A 16,752-nucleotide genomic window follows, 5' to 3' on the forward strand; every position below is an offset into this window, starting at 1 on the left:
CCTGTTCTGTTAGCTGTTTCTATTCTCTCCCCAGAAGCATATACCAATGGCTCCAGGACCGGAATGTGCTCCTATGCTGGGACTTATGACATTAATAATAACCTTGGCATCCTTCACTGCTTCTTTTATTAACCTGGCGACATACTCAGCTTCTTCCGCCGCATCGCCATGAACCACACAAATGGGTAAACCGGCGGAGCCTTCTATGGTGGCAGTATTTTCTGCACCAGCGGTGCTCTCTGCCATGGTGGTGTTATCCACCTCACCCATTTGCTTAACCATATTTGCAACAATGGTGGATAAGGACTTTTTACGACCTCTTACAGTTCCCGCAGGCACTAATTTTCCTTCGTCATTCACTACAAGTACCGGCTTGATATTTATCATGCTTCCGACAAAAGCTGATACCTTAGAAATTCGACCTCCGCGCTGAAGGTGAAACAGATCATTTACTGTAAATTGAACACAGAAGTTACTTAAATGCTGTAAAAGCCAGTCTGCTATCTCATCAATTCCTTTTCCGGCTTCCTTCAGTTCCACTGCTTTCATAACCATTAAGCCCTGTCCCAGAGAGGCATTCAAGGAATCCACAACTATAATCTTAGCATCTGTATATTCTTCGCACAATTCTCTGGCACCCGCTGCCACATTACTGCAGCCGCCGCTTAAGGCAGACGAAAAACTAATATGTAATACTTCTTTACCTTCTGTTATAAGCTTAAGAAAAGTAGAATGTATGACAGCAGGATTACTTGCCATTGTCGTAGGCATTAACCCACCCCGCATACTATCATAAAATTCTTTTGGCGTCAGGTTTACTTCATCACCGTATACTGTATTATTCAATTCATAATAATGGGGGATGATTACTATCCCCTTTTCACTTATGTAATCAGGCAGTAAATCACTGTTTGAGTCAGTTGTTATAACAAAATCCTTCATCCTTCATCTCCCTTATTGTTTTTATGTAAACTTATAGATACATTATACCTGATAGCTTACACGGTTGTACAGCTTTTAATTGTGAATCTAAAATATCTGTTTATACTATTTTTATAAATTTAATAATTGATTTATATATATTGATTTAAACCTTATCCTTTTAACGCTGGAATCATATAAAATCATAAACATATCCTAATGAACAATAATAAACGCAGCATTATGATATCAATGCTCAAAAAGATAATACACCTTTAAAAGTTAATTCTTGCAAAAAAAGAATAATAAATCCTTAATCTCTATCTTTTAAATACTTCAAATATGAATTAAATAGTCAAAAACCTCAGCAATCTTATGAAAACAGGCGAATTATGCAAAACAGAAAGAACGAATGCGCCTATGGAAAGGTATAAGAAGTCCTAATTCTCTGAATAGTTTGTGCTATAATGTAAAACAGATTGTTTGAGCGTAGCGAGTTATCTGTTTTACATTATGACAAGCACAAAATATTCAGAGAATTAGGACTTCTTATACCTTGGAATTGAAGCATGAGTTCTTTCTGTTTTGCACAATTTGCCGTCCCCTTGTGACCTCCCCCTATCCTTCCCCTATCCTTCCCCTAAATAAAATATGGGAAAATGTCTTTTTTTTTCACACCATTCGTCATATTCTCATATAATACATTATAAATAAACCGGAGGAGCCTATGGGAGAAATCTTAAGAATTAATAACGTCGTATACACTTACCATAGTTTAGAAGGAGAAACTCTGGCCTTAAAAGATATTTCCTTCCACGTTGATGACGGCGAATTCCTAGCCATTGTTGGACCAAGCGGATGCGGTAAATCGACTTTACTCTCATTGATTGCAGGACTTATAACACCTGACACTGGTGAGATTTTAATAGATGGAAAAGATTTAAAAGCATCCGGAAAAAATATCGGATATATGCTGCAGAAAGATCATTTACTGGAATGGAGATCCACTCAAAAAAATCTTACACTAGGACTCGAAATACAAAATAAGCTAACAGAAAACAGTTATGTTATGATAAATGAGATGCTTTCTACTTACGGATTGATAACCTTCAAAAATTCTAAACCCTCTTCTTTATCCGGCGGAATGAGACAACGCGCCGCTTTGATTCGCACTCTTCTGCTGGAACCCGATATACTTCTTTTGGATGAACCCTTTTCAGCTTTGGACTATCAAACCCGCATCGAAGTATCAGATGATATCTGGGGAATTATCAGAAAGGAGCATAAAACTGCCATTCTTATTACCCACGACATATCAGATGCAATGATTACGGAATTTCTACCAATTATTTTCTACATAATTCACCATATTTTGCAATCTGCATATACTAATAAAAAAGTAAAGGAGAATTGTGAATGAATTCAGACAGAGACAAAAATAAAGATGTGCAACAATCAGACTGCTGTGGCGGCTGGTCAAACAATCCTTGGGGCAGAGATCCCTGGCGTACTGGCCCATGGGGTCCTGGTCCCGGAAAACCTCCTTGGGGAGCCGGTTCCTGGGGTCCTGGTCCTTGGGGCAACGGCCCTTGGGGTCCTGGTCCTGGAAAAGGTCCTTGGGGTCCTGGTCCTTGGGGTCCTGGTCCGAGAAGAAGACCCTGGTAATAATTTTCACTATACAATAAATATCCGGTACTGGGAACTGTTCATCATTTTGCTTGAAGCAGTCCTAAGTACCGGATATTTTCCAGACATAACTATTTTTGTCATATAATGTTCTTTAATTTTAAGAAGATTCTACCTTGTTTCCTCTTCCTTTATCAGCTCTTCCAGATACTTAATAAGCTGAGGATATAACTCCTGTTGTTCTTTTTTCTCTCTGTTCCCGATCCACCGTATAAGAAGCTCTGCAATAAGTTCATTGGCGGTGTCTTCCGACAAACTGTAACCCTCATTCGGATAATTCACAATTATGTTCATACTGGCTCCCATTGCCTGCTGCAGCTGTACAGATGTAGCACTGCCACAAATAAGGGTGTGAATTATGTATTTCAATATTTCACACTACTCAATCTAATGTCTTTATCACAGGCTATTCATTACCACTTCCAATTATGATGTATTGAAAGAGCAGTCATGTAATTCAGCAAAAAGGATATACATACATTAGGGTGTGTCTGAAAACTGCTTGTACCGGGCTGGAGGTTCCGCTTTGTGGGAGGCAAGACGAAATTTTGGCGGAAAGGTGCTATATTCCCAAAATTGTAACGCAGAATACCCCAAAATGGGGTCTTCAGAACGGTACAATGAGTTTTCAGACACACCCTGGGTACTGGAATAGATAACAGGAGTATATGATTACCAGTCGTGGGAAATGCATAGATAGGAGGATATCATGAATATAGCCATTTACAGCAGGAAATCCAAATTTACTGAAAAAGGGGAATCCATAGACAACCAGGTTCAATACTGTAAAACATATGGTGATTCACATCTCCTTCATATTCCTGATAAAAATTATATTATCTATGAAGATGAAGGCTTCTCAGCAGCTACTTCCATGCGTCCTAAGTTTCAGCAGCTGCTTCAGGATATAAATGCGAATAAGATACAAATGCTTATGTGCTACCGTCTGGACCGCATTACCAGAAAAGTCTCTGATTTCTCCAAAACCCTGGAGTTGTTAGAACAAAAAAAGGTTGGGTTTATCTCAGCAACGGAGAATTTTGATACCTCAACTCCTATGGGAAAAGCCATGATATACATTGCTTCAGTATTTGCCCAGCTCGAACGGGAAACTACGGCAGAACGGGTACGTGACAATATGCTTGCTTTATCAAAAACCGGAAGATGGCTTGGAGGCCTGACCCCAATGGGATATACCTCCAAAGAAATCATCTACCTTGACTCTGAATTCAGAGAGAAAAAATTATACCAGCTTATCCCAGTAGAAAAAGACCTAAAAACTGTAGCTTTACTATTTGATAAATATCTGGAACTCGGAAGTCTTTCTGCAGTTGAGAACTACTGCCTTGTACATGGCATTACTACACAAAAAGGAGGCTGTTTTTACAAAAGCAGCATTGCCAATATTTTAGCGAATCCTACATATTGTACAGGTGATACAGCCTCTTATGACTACTTTTCCTCCCTTGGCTGCTGTATTACTTTTTCCCGGGAGGAATTCAACGGACGAAACGGAATACTCTGCTACAACAGAACCAGTCAGCAGAATAAGACTTCCCGTAACAAACGACCACCTAACCAGTGGGTGGTTGCTTTAGGTAAACATAAAGGACTTATTTCAGGTAATACCTTTATCCGTACTCAGAATTTATTGAAGAAAAACAGTGAAAAAGCTTCCCCCAGGAAAGACACCTCCTCTTATGCTCTTCTATCAGGAAAAATACGTTGCACAAATTGCGGCTCTGCCATGAGAGTGAAAAATATACGAAAAGCCGGTGATAAGATCTACTACAGTTATGCGTGTGAACAAAAGATTTTTTCCAAAAAGTTAAATTGCAATAGCACGAACTTGAACGGAAAATTTTTTGATGACTATTTACTTGACCTCATAAGCACCATACTTCTGGAAGCAGTGAATTATAGCAAACTTCTTAGGATTTTACAGGATAAAAGAACAAATCTAAAGAAAGAAGACTTAGAATACAGGCAAAGGCTGGATTCTTTAAGCAATGAGAAAAAAGACACTGAGAAAGAAATTGAGACAATTATTACACGGCTTGCCACCGATTCCTCTCCTCTTCTGCATAAATATATGCTTCCCAAATTAGAGGAATTAGATTTAAGACTTAGAGAGCTTCAGATAAAAATAGACTCTATGGCACCTATATGTCAAGAAGTATACGATTTCCCCTCTTCAAAGAGCTTTCCTGAATTCTTGCATACAATAATTATGACCTCCGAGCTTTCTCAAAAAAAAGCATTGATTAACACTCTTGTAAAAAATATTACCTGGGATGGCCACCAGGCTTCTGTCACCTTAGTATAATTTCAGCATTTTGGTAATAACAGGTGAAGCTGTTTCCATGGCTGACCGTATAATCATCCTGAGCAACCGGCCAGGCACTGTTAAACGTGAAATTCCCGTGGAGCTTACCCTTGATGAGCGAACTCCCTTTAAAGCCAGAAGTGCGCCGGAATTCAAGGAGTATTTTAATATGATCTGGAAGGAGTTAAGCTATGGCAAAATCAATAGTTAAACCTGCTTTCTCTTCTTCCCACCAGGCATTTCTCAGACAATATCACAGACGTAAGCGTATCATACGCTGCCTGCAGTTACTGATCATTGCATTTTTTCTGGCTTTCTGGGAGATAGCCACCCGTATCGGACTGGTGGATTCCTTTATATTTAGCAGTCCCTCCAGGGTGGCAGGGACTTTTCTTGATATGTCATCTGATGGGAGTGTATTCTATCATACAGGTATAACCCTACTGGAGACTTTTGTAAGTTTTGCATTGGTAAATATTCTGGGAATCTTCATAGCCATCCTGTTATGGTGGAATGAAAATCTGGCAAAAGTTCTGGAACCTTATCTGGTGGTATTGAACAGTCTTCCAAAATCTGCATTGGCTCCTGTCTTTATTGTCTGGCTTGGCAATAATGTAAAGACGATTATCGTAGCTGCCGTTTCTGTCGCAGTCTTTAGCACCATCATCACTTTATACACTAATTTTATCAACACCGAGGAAGATAAGAAAAAGCTTATCTTAACCTTAGGGGGCAGCAAAATGGATATCCTGCTCAAAGTGGTTATCCCTGGAAATATCCCGCAGATTATCAGTATTATGAAAGTTAATATCGGCTTATCCCTGGTTGGTGTTATTATCGGTGAATTCTTAGCTGCCAAAGCAGGTCTTGGTTATCTTATAATTTACGGAAGCCAGGTCTTTAAACTGGATTATGTAATTATGTCTATTGTAATCCTCTGTATTCTGGCAACCTTTCTATACCAGCTGCTTTCTTATTTTGAGAAAAGATACCACCGTAATTAAAGGCTGGCTTCTTTCATCCAGGGACACACTTTACGAATCAGCACATCCATCGCGATAAATAATAAAAAACCCACGAAGGAGATTACCAAAATCCCTAAATACATCTGAATATAATTAATTCTTGACCAGGCGTCCAGAATATAATATCCCATTCCATATTCTGTTCCATAACCTTCAATAAAAATCAGGATTGATACCGCCGTTCCCAAAGATACTCGAATACTGGTAAATAACTGCGGCAGTATTGCCGGCACTGTAATATGCCTTATTATCTGCAGACGACTTCCACCGGAGCATATAACTGCCTGGTAAAGTGCTTTGTCAATATGTAAAACACTGTCCCTGACAGAAACAATAACCTGAAATACAATGATACAGAATATAATAACTACCTTAGAACCGTCCCTCATTCCCCACAGCAGCATTGCAATAGGAAGAAGGGCGGTTTTTGGTATGGGGTAACTGAAATAAATCAAAGGGTACAGATACGCATTTGCTCTCCTTGAGTAAGCCATCAAAATACCGGTTGGGACCCCCACCGCCAATGACAGGAACAGCCCATAAAATATTCTTCGCAGACTATAAAATATGTGATAAAATATACCATCTGAAAATACAGAACCAAAATTGGCATATACCTTAAGTGGATTTGGTATGACTGCCATATCTAACAGAAATGAAAAAAACAGCCATATAACATTTAGTACCAAAAAACCTTTCAAAAAAGTCAGGCACTGTTTTGCTAATGATTTCATGGATTTCCCTCCGTATACAGTTTAAAACTGCAGTAACTGCCTGAGACTTTCTTTTTTCAGCGAAAGCTCTGTCTGTTCCCGGATAATCTGTCCAAAGTATGGATTATCCTCCAGATGCTTTATATTGCCGCTGACTGTATCCATTACTGCAATTTTATTTCCAAGATACAGAGCTTCCTCTATATTATGGGTTACCAGAAATACCGTAGGGCGATATTTCTTCCAAAGTGACAGATACAGGTCCTTTGCTTCATCACCGGTTACAGCATCCAGGCTTGAAAAAGGTTCGTCCATCAGCAGCAGTTCCGGTTTTAACAAGAAAGCTCTGGCAATAGCTGTTCTCTGAGCCTGACCTCCACTGATTTCACCCGGAAAACGTGACCATAAATTATTAATATGCAGCGCTTCTCCGATTTCCTCCAATGCCTTATTGTACTGCTCACCTTCTGCCTCTTTCTTAATCTTAAGCGGCAGGAGGCAATTTTCCCTGACAGTTTTCCAGGGCAGCAAACCGCTGCCCTGAGGTATAATTCCGATTCTGTGGGTTTTGGGAGACAGAACAGTCCTTTGCCCTTCTTTTTCTATAAATGCACCGCCGGACAAAAGAGGAAGAATCCCTGCCAGAGCATTGATAAGTGTTGACTTACCACAGCCTGATGGTCCCAGTAAGGCCAGGCATTCTCCGTCTTCGATTCTCAGGTTAAGATCCTTTACAACGGTTTTCATATCTTTTTTTGCTTTATAACCAAGAGAGACATGCTCTAATAATAACATTTTCTCCTCATTTCCGGATAACCAACCTTTAATTGGATATTTCATCCCTTACTGATATAACGGATAAATGAATTTCATTAATAAAATGTGTATTGCATGATTTATTGATACACATCAAATACTAACTGGTCGTAACTTAAGTCCTTACTGCATAAGCCCTTCTCCGCCGCCCAGGCTATGGCAGCCTCCAGGTTTTCTTTTACAGGAAGTGTACTGGTACGGTATTTACTTATTTCAATCTGACCTTTCATTTCCTCGGGATAACCGGCAGCTTTTATAACCGCATCCTCATATTCCTTTACGTCCGTTTCATTAATATAATCAACAGCTTCATTATAGGCTTTGTAGAGATTGCTGATTGCTTCTTCCTTCTCTCCCAGGGCGGTCTTGGTAAAGGCAGAAACCGCCGGATACAGTCCGTAAGAATTAGCACTTCCCAAATAAACTGCTCCGTCATTTATGGCAAGGGTTGCAAATGGCTCCGGTATCAGCACCAGATCTATTTTATCATTTCTTAGCATTTCCAATCTGTCGGGTATTCTGGGAATTGCTTCTTTCACCACATCTTCCGGTGACAGCTGATTGCTTTTAAGGATGGTATCCAGGGTATATTCAATAAGTGTATTTTGTGATATGGCAATGCTTTTGCCTTTTATGCCATTTATATCTGTAATGCCTGTATTTTTACCGGCCAGAAGTTTAAAATCACCATCGGTGATACCAGTTATACGTACATCAAAGCCGGCATTCTGGTACATACATACACCTATAAAATCCGTTAATACGCCATCCAGTTCTCCCGCGGTGAATGCAGCATCCCTGTCCTTGGCCGCTGTAAACATTTCCAGATCCAGTTTAAAACCATATTTTTTATCCAGGCCTTTTTCTGTAATCAGTTCAAAGGGAATAACATCCAGTGATGACATCATGCCTACTTTAAGTACCACCGCTGCCTCCTCATTTCCCTGATTCTTTTGTTTACCGCAGCCGGTTAATGCAATTGCAATTATAAGAAAGCTAATAAACAGCTTATTTTTCATCTTTGTTTCTTCCTTCCCATCTTTTATAACAAGTATTTTCTATCCTCAAATTATCAAGAACCTTTCCCACAACGAAATCCACTGCCTCCTCAAGAGTTTGAGGGTGATTATAAAACCCAGGCATTGCCGGCAGTATGGCAGCACCAAGCTTGGATAATTCATAGAGATTCTTTAAATGATTTGTTGAAAAAGGCGTTTCTCTTGGTACCAGAAGAAGTTTTCTGTCTTCCTTCAGCATGACATCTGCCGCTCTGGTTAACAAGGTCTTTGTTATACCATTAGAGATTTCTGCGGCTGTAGACATGGAACAGGGTATTACCACCATGGATTCACATTTAAAAGAACCGCTGGCAATAGGGGAGAATAGATTATCGTTATTTTCAAGGATTATATTCTCATTCACCTTTTGCCATTCCTGTACCTGTTCCCGGAGACTTTTACCAATTTCATATTCATAGACCTGACTTCCGTGCTCAGAGGCAACCAGATGAAGTTCATACTCCCCTGACAGCAATTCTTCTACCAGGCGTTTAAAATAGATGGAGCCGCTGGCTCCGGTTATACCAATAATTAATCTTCTCATAACAGCCTCCTGTCCTGTCAGATTTTTCGTATATGTATACATAAACTCATTATTATTTACATATTTAATTATTTCTTACCATAACTCATTTGCACCTTGCCGCATTCCAATTATAATGGAAGACTTCGGCTCTTTGCTCTGACTTACCCCTTACAGAAATGCATCTGCCAGGCCAAATATAAGAAAAACAATGCTTACGATCTGATTAACACTATAAGAAGCAATATTAACATTAACCAGGTTATCAGGTGACACCATCCTGTATTCAGCAACGAACAATGCTGCTATCACTGCGATTCCTGTATAATAAATTACTGAAAGGTTAGGTGACAGGATGCCGACGGCAATCAGGCAGAATAGGGTTACCGTATGAAGAAAGGCTGATATCCACAAAGCATATTTCACACCGAACTGAACCGGTACCGAATGCAGCTTGTTGGCTTTATCAAAATCGTAATCCTGACAGCCATATATAATATCAAAGCCTGCTACCCATAAGGTATTGGCTGCTCCCAGGAACAGCGGCACCCAGGTAAGGCTGCCTGTAACAGCAAGCCAGGCTCCAACCGGCGCGCAGGCACATGTTACACCAAGTATAAAATGACAAAGGAAAGTAAATCTTTTGCAATAGGAGTATCCAATCAGAAGTATCAGAGCAATCGGTGATAGCAGCAGGCATAGAGTATTTAAGCGATATGCACCATATAGCATTATCAGGAAACAGACGCTGGTAAGTAATACTACCTCTTTTTTGTTTATCTCACCTTTTGGCAGCTGACGGCTCTTCGTTCTTGGGTTCCTGGCATCTATTTCAGCATCTATGACACGATTGATGGCATTGGCACCGGTTCTTGCCCCCATGAAGCAGACCAGTATAAAAAATACGGTTTTAAAGTCTGGGATTCCTTTCGACGCCAGTACCATTGATACCATAGCAAAACTTAAAGAGAAAATCGTATGGGAGAACATAACCAGTTTTCCGTATTGCTTTAATTTCTCTACAACCTTATGAATTATCCTAATCAAGCCCATATTCTTTCCATCTTTCACTCACCAGATCAATAATTTCCTGTGACATGGTAATGTCTTCCGGCCAGTCTCTGGTAAGTCCTTCCTCTTTCCATTTTTTTGTTGCATCAATACCGAATTTATTCTCTAAAGCGATCAGATCTCTTTTCGCATCTATATTATTAAATAATTTCCACATTACCAGGGAGAAGTTGGAAATATCCACACTATCGTCCACTGCAATGACAAATTTGTCATTCTTATCTTTTAGCTGCTCCATTAACAGATCCTTTGCTTCACCAGGGTATTTTTTGCTAACCTGAATAACCTGAAAACTTTCTTTTCCCGTTGTATCTCTTTCTGTAGTTGCATCCACACCCAGTCTGGTACCATATAGGGCTTTATCTGAGGAATGGTCAAGTGCATCCAGAGGCCCTTCGGATAAGAGCAGGTCATTAAGACTCCCTACATTTCTAAGAACTGCCTGTCCTACTTCCTTCAGATTCTGCACATCTACATTTTCATTTACAATAACCACAAGCTTGGTATACATCATCTGTCCCATGCCCCATACTGCATTCATTACCTTCCTGGCACAGCCGGGGTATGCAGAACGGACAGAAAGTATGGCACAATTATGAAATACACCTTCTAAGGGAAGGTTAATATCCTTAAGCTCCGGAATCTGCATTTTCAGGATAGGAAGAAAGATTCTTTCAGTAGCCTTTGCCATATAACAATCTTCCATGGGAGGCTTTCCCACTACAGTAGCAGGATAGATTGCTGCTTTTCTGTGAGTGATGCAGGTTACATGAAACCTCGGATAGTAATCAGCCAGGGAGTAATAACCTGTATGATCACCAAAGGGCCCCTCAAGTACCAGCTCCTCTGTGGTATCAACATAACCCTCCAGCACAATTTCCGCGTTTGCCGGTACATATATATCGTTGGTAATGCATTTTACCATGGTGACATTGGATTTCCGAAGCCAGCCTGCCAGCATCATTTCATCCAGCATTTTCGGCAAAGGTGCAGTCGCCGCATAGGTAATAGCCGGATCACAGCCAAGTGCTACGGATACGGGCATTCGCTCTCCCTTCGCCTTATATCCTCCATAGATTTCCGAACCGTCTTTATGTTTATGCCAGTGCATCCCCGTGGTCTTCTCATCTAATATCTGCAATCGGTACATACCCACGTTCTGCTGCTTTGTATTCCTGTCCTTGGTAAAAACTAAAGGCAGGGTAAAAAACCTCCCTGCATCCAAAGGCCAGCATTTTAGCACCGGCAAATTATATAAATTCACTTCTTTTTCTATAATCTGTTGGCATTTTCCTCTTCCCGGCCTTTTAAGGGGCAGAGCGTAGAGAAGCCTGAATAATCTTGGAATACTTCTTATCAATCCCTTTAGGGTGAGGTAATTACGAAGTTCCAGATATTCTTTGATTTCGTCCCCGATTTCATCCAAGTCTTCTGCCTCTAAGGCCATACTCATCCTTTTAAAGGTTCCCATGGCATTTATCAGCAGCGGATAGGGAGAATTTTTTACCTTTTCGAATAAAAGTGCGCTTCCGTATTCTTTTGAAATTCTGTCTGCTATTTCTGTAATTTCCAGCTCAGAGGAAACCTCCGCCTTGATACGTTTCAGCTCACCTTTTTTCTCCAGGGCTTTTATAAATCCTTGTAAATCCTTATGTGACATCTTTTCTACCTGCATTCCGTTAATCTTTTCACATTGCATCAGTTAAACAGCTCTAACATACCTACTATAACAGAAGATTTCTGATATGACAAGAATTTTTAAGAAAGCAATGACACTTAAAATGAGCCTATGGGAAGGTGTGTATTTTGCCGTACCCTTGTGAAAATCTGACCTTTTAATATACAAATCAAATATTCGCATGATTTTTTTTGTTCAACTGCCGACGAAGATAGATGAGATTGCCTTGACGAGATGCCTCGGGACATAGTGGAAACAGATCATATGTTTACTATAATAGAATTAATTATATTTACAAATAGCATCTAATAGTTTAGATAAAAATAACGTATAAATGTGCAGCAAATTTGACTATAATTATTCACTGTTTTTTATCAAGCCTATGAAATAATTATAATCAAAACCACTCAGAGTATATTTGAAATTATTCTTATACACATTTCCATCATAATTCAAATAAAAACTTTCTTTCATTATTGATGAACTATTGTTAAAGGTACCATATATACCTATTCGAAAATTCCAAGTATCAAGATTACTAAAATACAAAAATCCTTGTTTTAGCTTCTGAGATTCTAGATAATTTATTATTTCGTTAATAGTATTCCTATCATTTATAGTTATCGTTTGACCTTTCCACTCTGCGATAGTAATAGATGTGACATCATCTGTTTTTATATTTACCAATTTTTCATCCTTGCTTGCTAAGATAAATGCACAAATTAATATTATAGCTATTAAAACAATAAAAAAAATAATTAAATAATTTCTTTTCATTTTAATATTTGCTAGTTTCATAAAATTCAAATTCCTTTCGCTCGACTTACGCACAAACCATTATTTTATCCAATCAGTATATGCATGGTTTGATTTTTTGTTAGGCAGTCAGATGTGTTCCTTCAATTTCCTTAGGCTTCCATTTTACACCTAGTTGTGTTTTGACCTTATTTACTTGAAAAAGAACCTTAGCCTTTATGCTTTCATCCTTACTTGGCTCAAGCAAATTTGCCTACAATACATTCCAAATTGAATTGTAGGCAAATTATATATAATTTATTTTATGACTTTCCTACAAAAATAATTCTTAATTTACCATCCAAACAAGACCGGTTGTCCAATCATTATTTATGATAGCCGCATAATCACCCCAATTATCATGTGCTTGGTAATATTCACCACTATATGAATATGCAGTCACCCAATGATTCCCATACGGACTTCCCAGTATACTTACTATTCCTAAAACTGCTGGCCATCCCTTATCAATTGAATCTTTAGCCCATGTATCAACTAATATTAATTCTGACGAACTTTGAATATGACTAAGTGAATAATAATCCATAAAATCTCCTATACCATAGTTTAAATCACTAGGGTAAGTACCGCTTCCATCATCACCAATAAAGGATTTTAATTTTGTTATTAGAGTACCTGCACTTGTTGAACTTCTTGTTCTTACACTTGATGGAACAAAGGTATCATCAATATAATCATCTAAATACGCAAGCATAACAGCTGTTGCATATGTCCCACAAGTATTATCTGTATTGGTCCAAGTAGCGTATCTCACAAACCTAGAAGAAGAAATCCCTGTCCAAGTTTTTGCTGAAGTGGCTGTTGCACTAATAGATGAAGATGTGGTTAAGCTTGCCTGTAATGACTGCTCTTTATTCTGCTCCTTACTAAGCATATTATCATTCTTTTCAATTAACTCATCCGTAACATTCAAATCAACAGATTTACCCGATTTTGAATCAATGTGCTGATTATTCTTTTCAACAACATAATTTCCTGGCCCAGCATAAATTAATCCAGAGTCGCTATAATCTTTATAAGGATATGAATTTCCAGTATGTAAATTACATTCAGATATTATTGCATTTTGACTGGTAACAATAGTATAACCACCTTCGTTAAAAACTGCAAGAACATAGTTTGGCTCTCCATTAACATCATATAACTGGATAACTTTTTTTATAGTTACATTAGAATTAGTCAGAGCAAATACATTATCTTGAATCATAAATTCCAATTCACTATTAATAACTGTGTTATTAATAGATTTAGTTGTATCTTTGTTGATTAGTAGATTGTTATTACCTTTCGCTAAAGCTGGAGTTGTAAATAATAATGAACTTAACATAACACATAAAACTATAATCTTATTGCTATTTCTCATACTTACCTCCTTTGTATAACACAAAAATTCACAGTTACATTACATACATGCACGTATTAGTATAATAATACACATAATTCCATTATATGTCAATTTTTATTGTATTACTATGGAATTAGTATAATAGTCTCATTTATTAGTACTGTAAAATGATTAATATTAATCCAAAACACCAATATGGAAATTTAGGTGAAAGAGGTATGTTATCGGGAACTATCATTAGACTTTCAATGTTAACTGCTTTTCTTCTTTCTTTGAAAAAACCGAAAAGAGCTAGAATACTTGATTTCCCTTGGATTTTTCTGTGTTGAATTGTTAGAAGCTACGCGTGTTCTGTAGTTGAGAAATAAAAAACAGACCTAAGACAGGGTGAGATGCTCCCTTCTTGGTAGACAAGTGGAACAATAAAACTGGTCACTTAGTAGGGATCGTATATTTATGGGAAGAAGAAAAAATTTTTCTTTTAAATTAAATAAATATTGTTCAAAGATGTTTAGCAAGAAAAAACACTGCAACATATGAAGCTAAATGTTTATGTATTAATCGTAACCGTGTGTGTGAATGGATTTTGATATACCAATCTTTAGGCACGGCTGATCACATTACAACATCTAAAAATACAGTTTATTCTTCCGGTTTAAAACAGAATGTAGTATTGGATTATCTTGATGGGGAGGGCACTTATTCTGATAAAGCAACTACGATACTGGATTTTGAAGTATAATGTTCAGAAGAGTTAAAAACTTATGGAATTATTTCATCCCAATAAAGAAGAGCATTTCTCAACCATATTCCATCCGTTATATTGATGGTTGGATAATTAAAATTCTTCTTTTCATAAGTACTTTCTCCTCTTTTTTATATTTTCGACATTACCTTAAGCATAGCAATCTATCCACCTCTTAACAATACCAATTATCAACATATTTTCAAGTTAGCTGACATAATAAAAGACGCTATACAATATTTCTGCACAACGCCTTATTTATTAATTTCTACAGTATTTCTTTTAGCTTCTCAATTTCTTCCTTCGTCAACGTTACCCCTTTTCCCATCTTCTCATGACCGGGAGCCCAATCACGAATATCATACTTGGGAGCTGCCTCATTCCAGCTGATGAGATTTAATTCTTTTCTCCATCCCTTTGCGTTTTCTGATAATACACCTATTTCTTTTATGATTTCATATTTAATATCAGCCATAATATCCTTTCCACCAACACACTTTATCACTAGCTGCGTGGTCTGATCTGAAATGGGTAAAAAACAGACCTGCGACGGGCCGGTTTAATGCCCTGTTTAGGTGTAAAATTTTAGATGCTTTCGCATGATTTTCTATTTCATTTTCTACTGTCGACGAGGATAAACGGGTTTGCATCAAGGATAAGACGGGGTGCCCGGTGACAAGTAGTTCTTAATAACACACAATTACGCCGCCGTCGCCAGCATACATGGTGCTGACACCTGCTGTTTCCACGATAATACAATCTTTAAAGGATACTCTCCTTAAGAGCTCTTCTTTCACATACTGGGCTCTTCCGTAATTATTGCAGTGGGCGATTCCCAATATCCTGTCTTGGGGATTCTTAACATCTTTTTCCACGGCTTCAACCATTACCCCCAGCGCTTTCTGAATACCTCTGGCCTGGTCCAGCTTGGTGATTGTACCTTCCGGTGTAGCCATCATAACAGGTTTGATATTTAAAACACTGGTTATGACCGCTTTAAGGCCCGTAAGCCTGCCGCTCTTTCTTAAGGTGTCCAGATTCTCCAGTACAAATTTAGTACTTAAGCCATCCCTGAATTTATGAACGGCTTCGACAACTTCATGAAAGGGCTTGCCTGCACTTGCCAGCTCTCTGATCTTATGTGCTATAAGGGTCTGCCCAACGGAGGCGGAGCAGGAATTAAAAATCTCTATATTTTTAGCTGTGTTCTCTTCCAAATACAGATTTTTACCTACTTCCGCACTGTTAAAAGAGCCGCTTAAATTAGCTGATAGGGTTACCACATAAATATCCTCATCTCCTCCATATAATTTCATATATGCTTCGGGAGAAGGGCAGGAGGATTTCGGACTAACAGGAGATTCTCTGACCATTTTTAAAAAATTAGCCTGATCAAAGGTCTCATCATCCACGATTCTGGTCTCACCTACCTGCAGTTCCAAAGGTACTAAATGAAAGTGGCCGTCTTTTCTCATTTCTTCGGTTAAATCTGTACAACTGTCTACAATTATCTTATACGACATATGGTCATCCTCCATAAATTTCTGTTGCTTTCCAAAATTAAAACAGTATTTTCACTGTAAAAATATTTCAATTTAGTTTCCATAATATCGGTTATGTCAACCACATCCCTTTATTACAAATACCACTTAACGTAGTTTTGATTACTACTAATTGTAGCACATTATATAATAATTTTAAAGAGGTTTTCTATAAATTTTCTATAAAATTCTGATTGCTTTCATATAGTAAACATTGGAAGAACATGATTGCCCGGTCTATGTCTGAAAACTGCTTGTACCGGTCTGGAGGTTCCAGTTTATAGGAAGCAAGGTGCTATTTCAGGGACATAGTGTTGTTATACTCCCAAGAATGCAGGGCAGAGTACTTCAAAGCAGAGCCTTCAGGACGGTACACAATGAGTTTTCAGACACACCCCAAACTGAGTCCTGTTAATTATATGAGCCCTGTTAATTATACAAACAAAAAACAGTTTCTAAATTTCAGAAACTGTTTTTTATATTTACTA

Annotated in this window: 17 protein-coding genes; 5 read left to right on the forward strand and 12 right to left on the reverse strand. The window is 38.3% G+C overall.

What is annotated here, in order from left to right:
• Positions 1 to 9 precede the first annotated feature (9 nt).
• Positions 10 to 942, reverse strand: a complete 933-nt coding sequence (locus BR73_RS0120710) for a DegV family protein (protein WP_033167819.1) — start codon at positions 940 to 942, stop codon at positions 10 to 12.
• 706 nt (positions 943 to 1,648) lie between these two features.
• Here BR73_RS0120710 and BR73_RS0120715 point away from each other — a divergent pair.
• Together BR73_RS0120715 and BR73_RS0120720 are read left to right on the forward strand one after the other, a co-directional pair.
• Complete coding sequence (locus tag BR73_RS0120715; protein WP_081848819.1) at positions 1,649 to 2,341, forward strand: ATP-binding cassette domain-containing protein; 693 nt, start codon at positions 1,649 to 1,651, stop codon at positions 2,339 to 2,341.
• Positions 2,338 to 2,586, forward strand: a complete 249-nt coding sequence (locus BR73_RS0120720) for a hypothetical protein (protein WP_156034865.1) — start codon at positions 2,338 to 2,340, stop codon at positions 2,584 to 2,586. Before BR73_RS0120715 ends, BR73_RS0120720 begins: the two co-directional genes overlap by 4 nt.
• 132 nt (positions 2,587 to 2,718) lie before the next feature.
• On the opposite strand, the gene BR73_RS0120725 is transcribed toward BR73_RS0120720, so the two are convergent.
• Entirely contained in the window at positions 2,719 to 2,901 is a 183-nt protein-coding gene (locus tag BR73_RS0120725; RefSeq protein WP_156034867.1) for a hypothetical protein, read from the reverse strand.
• Positions 2,902 to 3,316: 415 nt separating this feature from the next.
• On the opposite strand from BR73_RS0120725, the gene BR73_RS0120730 reads away from it, so the two are divergent.
• From BR73_RS0120730 to BR73_RS0120735, 3 genes are read left to right on the forward strand one after another with little or no spacing between them, the layout of a single operon-like run.
• Positions 3,317 to 4,933, forward strand: a complete 1,617-nt coding sequence (locus tag BR73_RS0120730) for a recombinase family protein (protein WP_033167822.1) — start codon at positions 3,317 to 3,319, stop codon at positions 4,931 to 4,933.
• Positions 4,934 to 4,970: 37 nt separating this feature from the next.
• Positions 4,971 to 5,144: a sulfonate/nitrate/taurine transporter ATP-binding protein gene (locus tag BR73_RS28445; RefSeq protein WP_081848820.1), complete on the forward strand. Its 174-nt coding sequence runs from the start codon at positions 4,971 to 4,973 to the stop codon at positions 5,142 to 5,144.
• Positions 5,125 to 5,937, forward strand: a complete 813-nt coding sequence (locus tag BR73_RS0120735) for an ABC transporter permease (protein WP_033167823.1) — start codon at positions 5,125 to 5,127, stop codon at positions 5,935 to 5,937. Before BR73_RS28445 ends, BR73_RS0120735 begins: the two co-directional genes overlap by 20 nt.
• On the opposite strand, the gene BR73_RS0120740 is transcribed toward BR73_RS0120735, so the two are convergent.
• From BR73_RS0120740 to BR73_RS0120785, 10 genes are all read right to left on the reverse strand, one after another.
• Positions 5,934 to 6,692, reverse strand: coding sequence for an ABC transporter permease (locus BR73_RS0120740; RefSeq protein ID WP_033167824.1), 759 nt, complete (start codon positions 6,690 to 6,692; stop codon positions 5,934 to 5,936). The genes BR73_RS0120735 and BR73_RS0120740 overlap by 4 nt on opposite strands.
• Before the next feature lie 21 nt (positions 6,693 to 6,713).
• The gene (locus BR73_RS0120745) at positions 6,714 to 7,466 is read right to left on the reverse strand and encodes an ATP-binding cassette domain-containing protein (protein WP_033168792.1); all 753 of its coding nucleotides are present in this window, start codon (positions 7,464 to 7,466) and stop codon (positions 6,714 to 6,716) included.
• Between the two features lie 101 nt (positions 7,467 to 7,567).
• A complete protein-coding gene (locus BR73_RS0120750; RefSeq protein WP_033167825.1) occupies positions 7,568 to 8,506 on the reverse strand; it encodes a MetQ/NlpA family ABC transporter substrate-binding protein in 939 nt (312 codons plus the stop codon).
• Complete coding sequence (locus BR73_RS0120755) at positions 8,496 to 9,089, reverse strand: UbiX family flavin prenyltransferase (RefSeq protein ID WP_033167826.1); 594 nt, start codon at positions 9,087 to 9,089, stop codon at positions 8,496 to 8,498. The genes BR73_RS0120750 and BR73_RS0120755 overlap by 11 nt, the downstream gene beginning before the upstream one ends.
• Positions 9,090 to 9,239: 150 nt before the next feature.
• Complete coding sequence (locus BR73_RS0120760) at positions 9,240 to 10,121, reverse strand: 4-hydroxybenzoate octaprenyltransferase (protein ID WP_197032710.1); 882 nt, start codon at positions 10,119 to 10,121, stop codon at positions 9,240 to 9,242.
• A complete protein-coding gene (locus tag BR73_RS0120765) occupies positions 10,108 to 11,799 on the reverse strand; it encodes a menaquinone biosynthesis decarboxylase (RefSeq protein WP_033168794.1) in 1,692 nt (563 codons plus the stop codon). Before BR73_RS0120765 ends, BR73_RS0120760 begins: the two co-directional genes overlap by 14 nt.
• A 375-nt stretch (positions 11,800 to 12,174) precedes the next feature.
• Positions 12,175 to 12,615 (reverse strand): hypothetical protein, encoded by a 441-nt coding sequence (locus tag BR73_RS0120770; protein WP_033167827.1) that lies wholly within the window; start codon positions 12,613 to 12,615, stop codon positions 12,175 to 12,177.
• 286 nt (positions 12,616 to 12,901) lie between these two features.
• Entirely contained in the window at positions 12,902 to 13,996 is a 1,095-nt protein-coding gene (locus BR73_RS27750) for a hypothetical protein (RefSeq protein WP_051685452.1), read from the reverse strand.
• Positions 13,997 to 14,991: 995 nt separating this feature from the next.
• Complete coding sequence (locus BR73_RS0120780) at positions 14,992 to 15,198, reverse strand: PC4/YdbC family ssDNA-binding protein (RefSeq protein ID WP_033167828.1); 207 nt, start codon at positions 15,196 to 15,198, stop codon at positions 14,992 to 14,994.
• Between the two features lie 211 nt (positions 15,199 to 15,409).
• Positions 15,410 to 16,246 (reverse strand): DegV family protein, encoded by an 837-nt coding sequence (locus tag BR73_RS0120785; protein ID WP_033167829.1) that lies wholly within the window; start codon positions 16,244 to 16,246, stop codon positions 15,410 to 15,412.
• Positions 16,247 to 16,752: the final 506 nt, after the last annotated feature.

Origin of the sequence: Clostridium sp. KNHs205 (assembly GCF_000702945.1) — a bacterium.
Lineage (GTDB): Bacteria > Bacillota > Clostridia > Lachnospirales > Lachnospiraceae > Anaerocolumna.

Excerpts from the sequence above, each read along its gene's own strand:
- BR73_RS0120710 (WP_033167819.1), bottom strand. The coding sequence starts at position 942 with ATGAAGGATTTTGTTATAACAACTGACTCAAACAGTGATTTACTGCCT.
- BR73_RS0120715 (WP_081848819.1), top strand. The coding sequence starts at position 1,649 with ATGGGAGAAATCTTAAGAATTAATAACGTCGTATACACTTACCATAGT.
- BR73_RS0120720 (WP_156034865.1), top strand. The coding sequence starts at position 2,338 with ATGAATTCAGACAGAGACAAAAATAAAGATGTGCAACAATCAGACTGC.
- BR73_RS0120725 (WP_156034867.1), bottom strand. The coding sequence starts at position 2,901 with ATGAACATAATTGTGAATTATCCGAATGAGGGTTACAGTTTGTCGGAA.
- BR73_RS0120730 (WP_033167822.1), top strand. The coding sequence starts at position 3,317 with ATGAATATAGCCATTTACAGCAGGAAATCCAAATTTACTGAAAAAGGG.
- BR73_RS28445 (WP_081848820.1), top strand. The coding sequence starts at position 4,971 with ATGGCTGACCGTATAATCATCCTGAGCAACCGGCCAGGCACTGTTAAA.
- BR73_RS0120735 (WP_033167823.1), top strand. The coding sequence starts at position 5,125 with ATGGCAAAATCAATAGTTAAACCTGCTTTCTCTTCTTCCCACCAGGCA.
- BR73_RS0120740 (WP_033167824.1), bottom strand. The coding sequence starts at position 6,692 with ATGAAATCATTAGCAAAACAGTGCCTGACTTTTTTGAAAGGTTTTTTG.
- BR73_RS0120745 (WP_033168792.1), bottom strand. The coding sequence starts at position 7,466 with ATGTTATTATTAGAGCATGTCTCTCTTGGTTATAAAGCAAAAAAAGAT.
- BR73_RS0120750 (WP_033167825.1), bottom strand. The coding sequence starts at position 8,506 with ATGAAAAATAAGCTGTTTATTAGCTTTCTTATAATTGCAATTGCATTA.
- BR73_RS0120755 (WP_033167826.1), bottom strand. The coding sequence starts at position 9,089 with ATGAGAAGATTAATTATTGGTATAACCGGAGCCAGCGGCTCCATCTAT.
- BR73_RS0120760 (WP_197032710.1), bottom strand. The coding sequence starts at position 10,121 with ATGGGCTTGATTAGGATAATTCATAAGGTTGTAGAGAAATTAAAGCAA.
- BR73_RS0120765 (WP_033168794.1), bottom strand. The coding sequence starts at position 11,799 with ATGTCACATAAGGATTTACAAGGATTTATAAAAGCCCTGGAGAAAAAA.
- BR73_RS0120770 (WP_033167827.1), bottom strand. The coding sequence starts at position 12,615 with ATGAAACTAGCAAATATTAAAATGAAAAGAAATTATTTAATTATTTTT.
- BR73_RS27750 (WP_051685452.1), bottom strand. The coding sequence starts at position 13,996 with ATGAGAAATAGCAATAAGATTATAGTTTTATGTGTTATGTTAAGTTCA.
- BR73_RS0120780 (WP_033167828.1), bottom strand. The coding sequence starts at position 15,198 with ATGGCTGATATTAAATATGAAATCATAAAAGAAATAGGTGTATTATCA.
- BR73_RS0120785 (WP_033167829.1), bottom strand. The coding sequence starts at position 16,246 with ATGTCGTATAAGATAATTGTAGACAGTTGTACAGATTTAACCGAAGAA.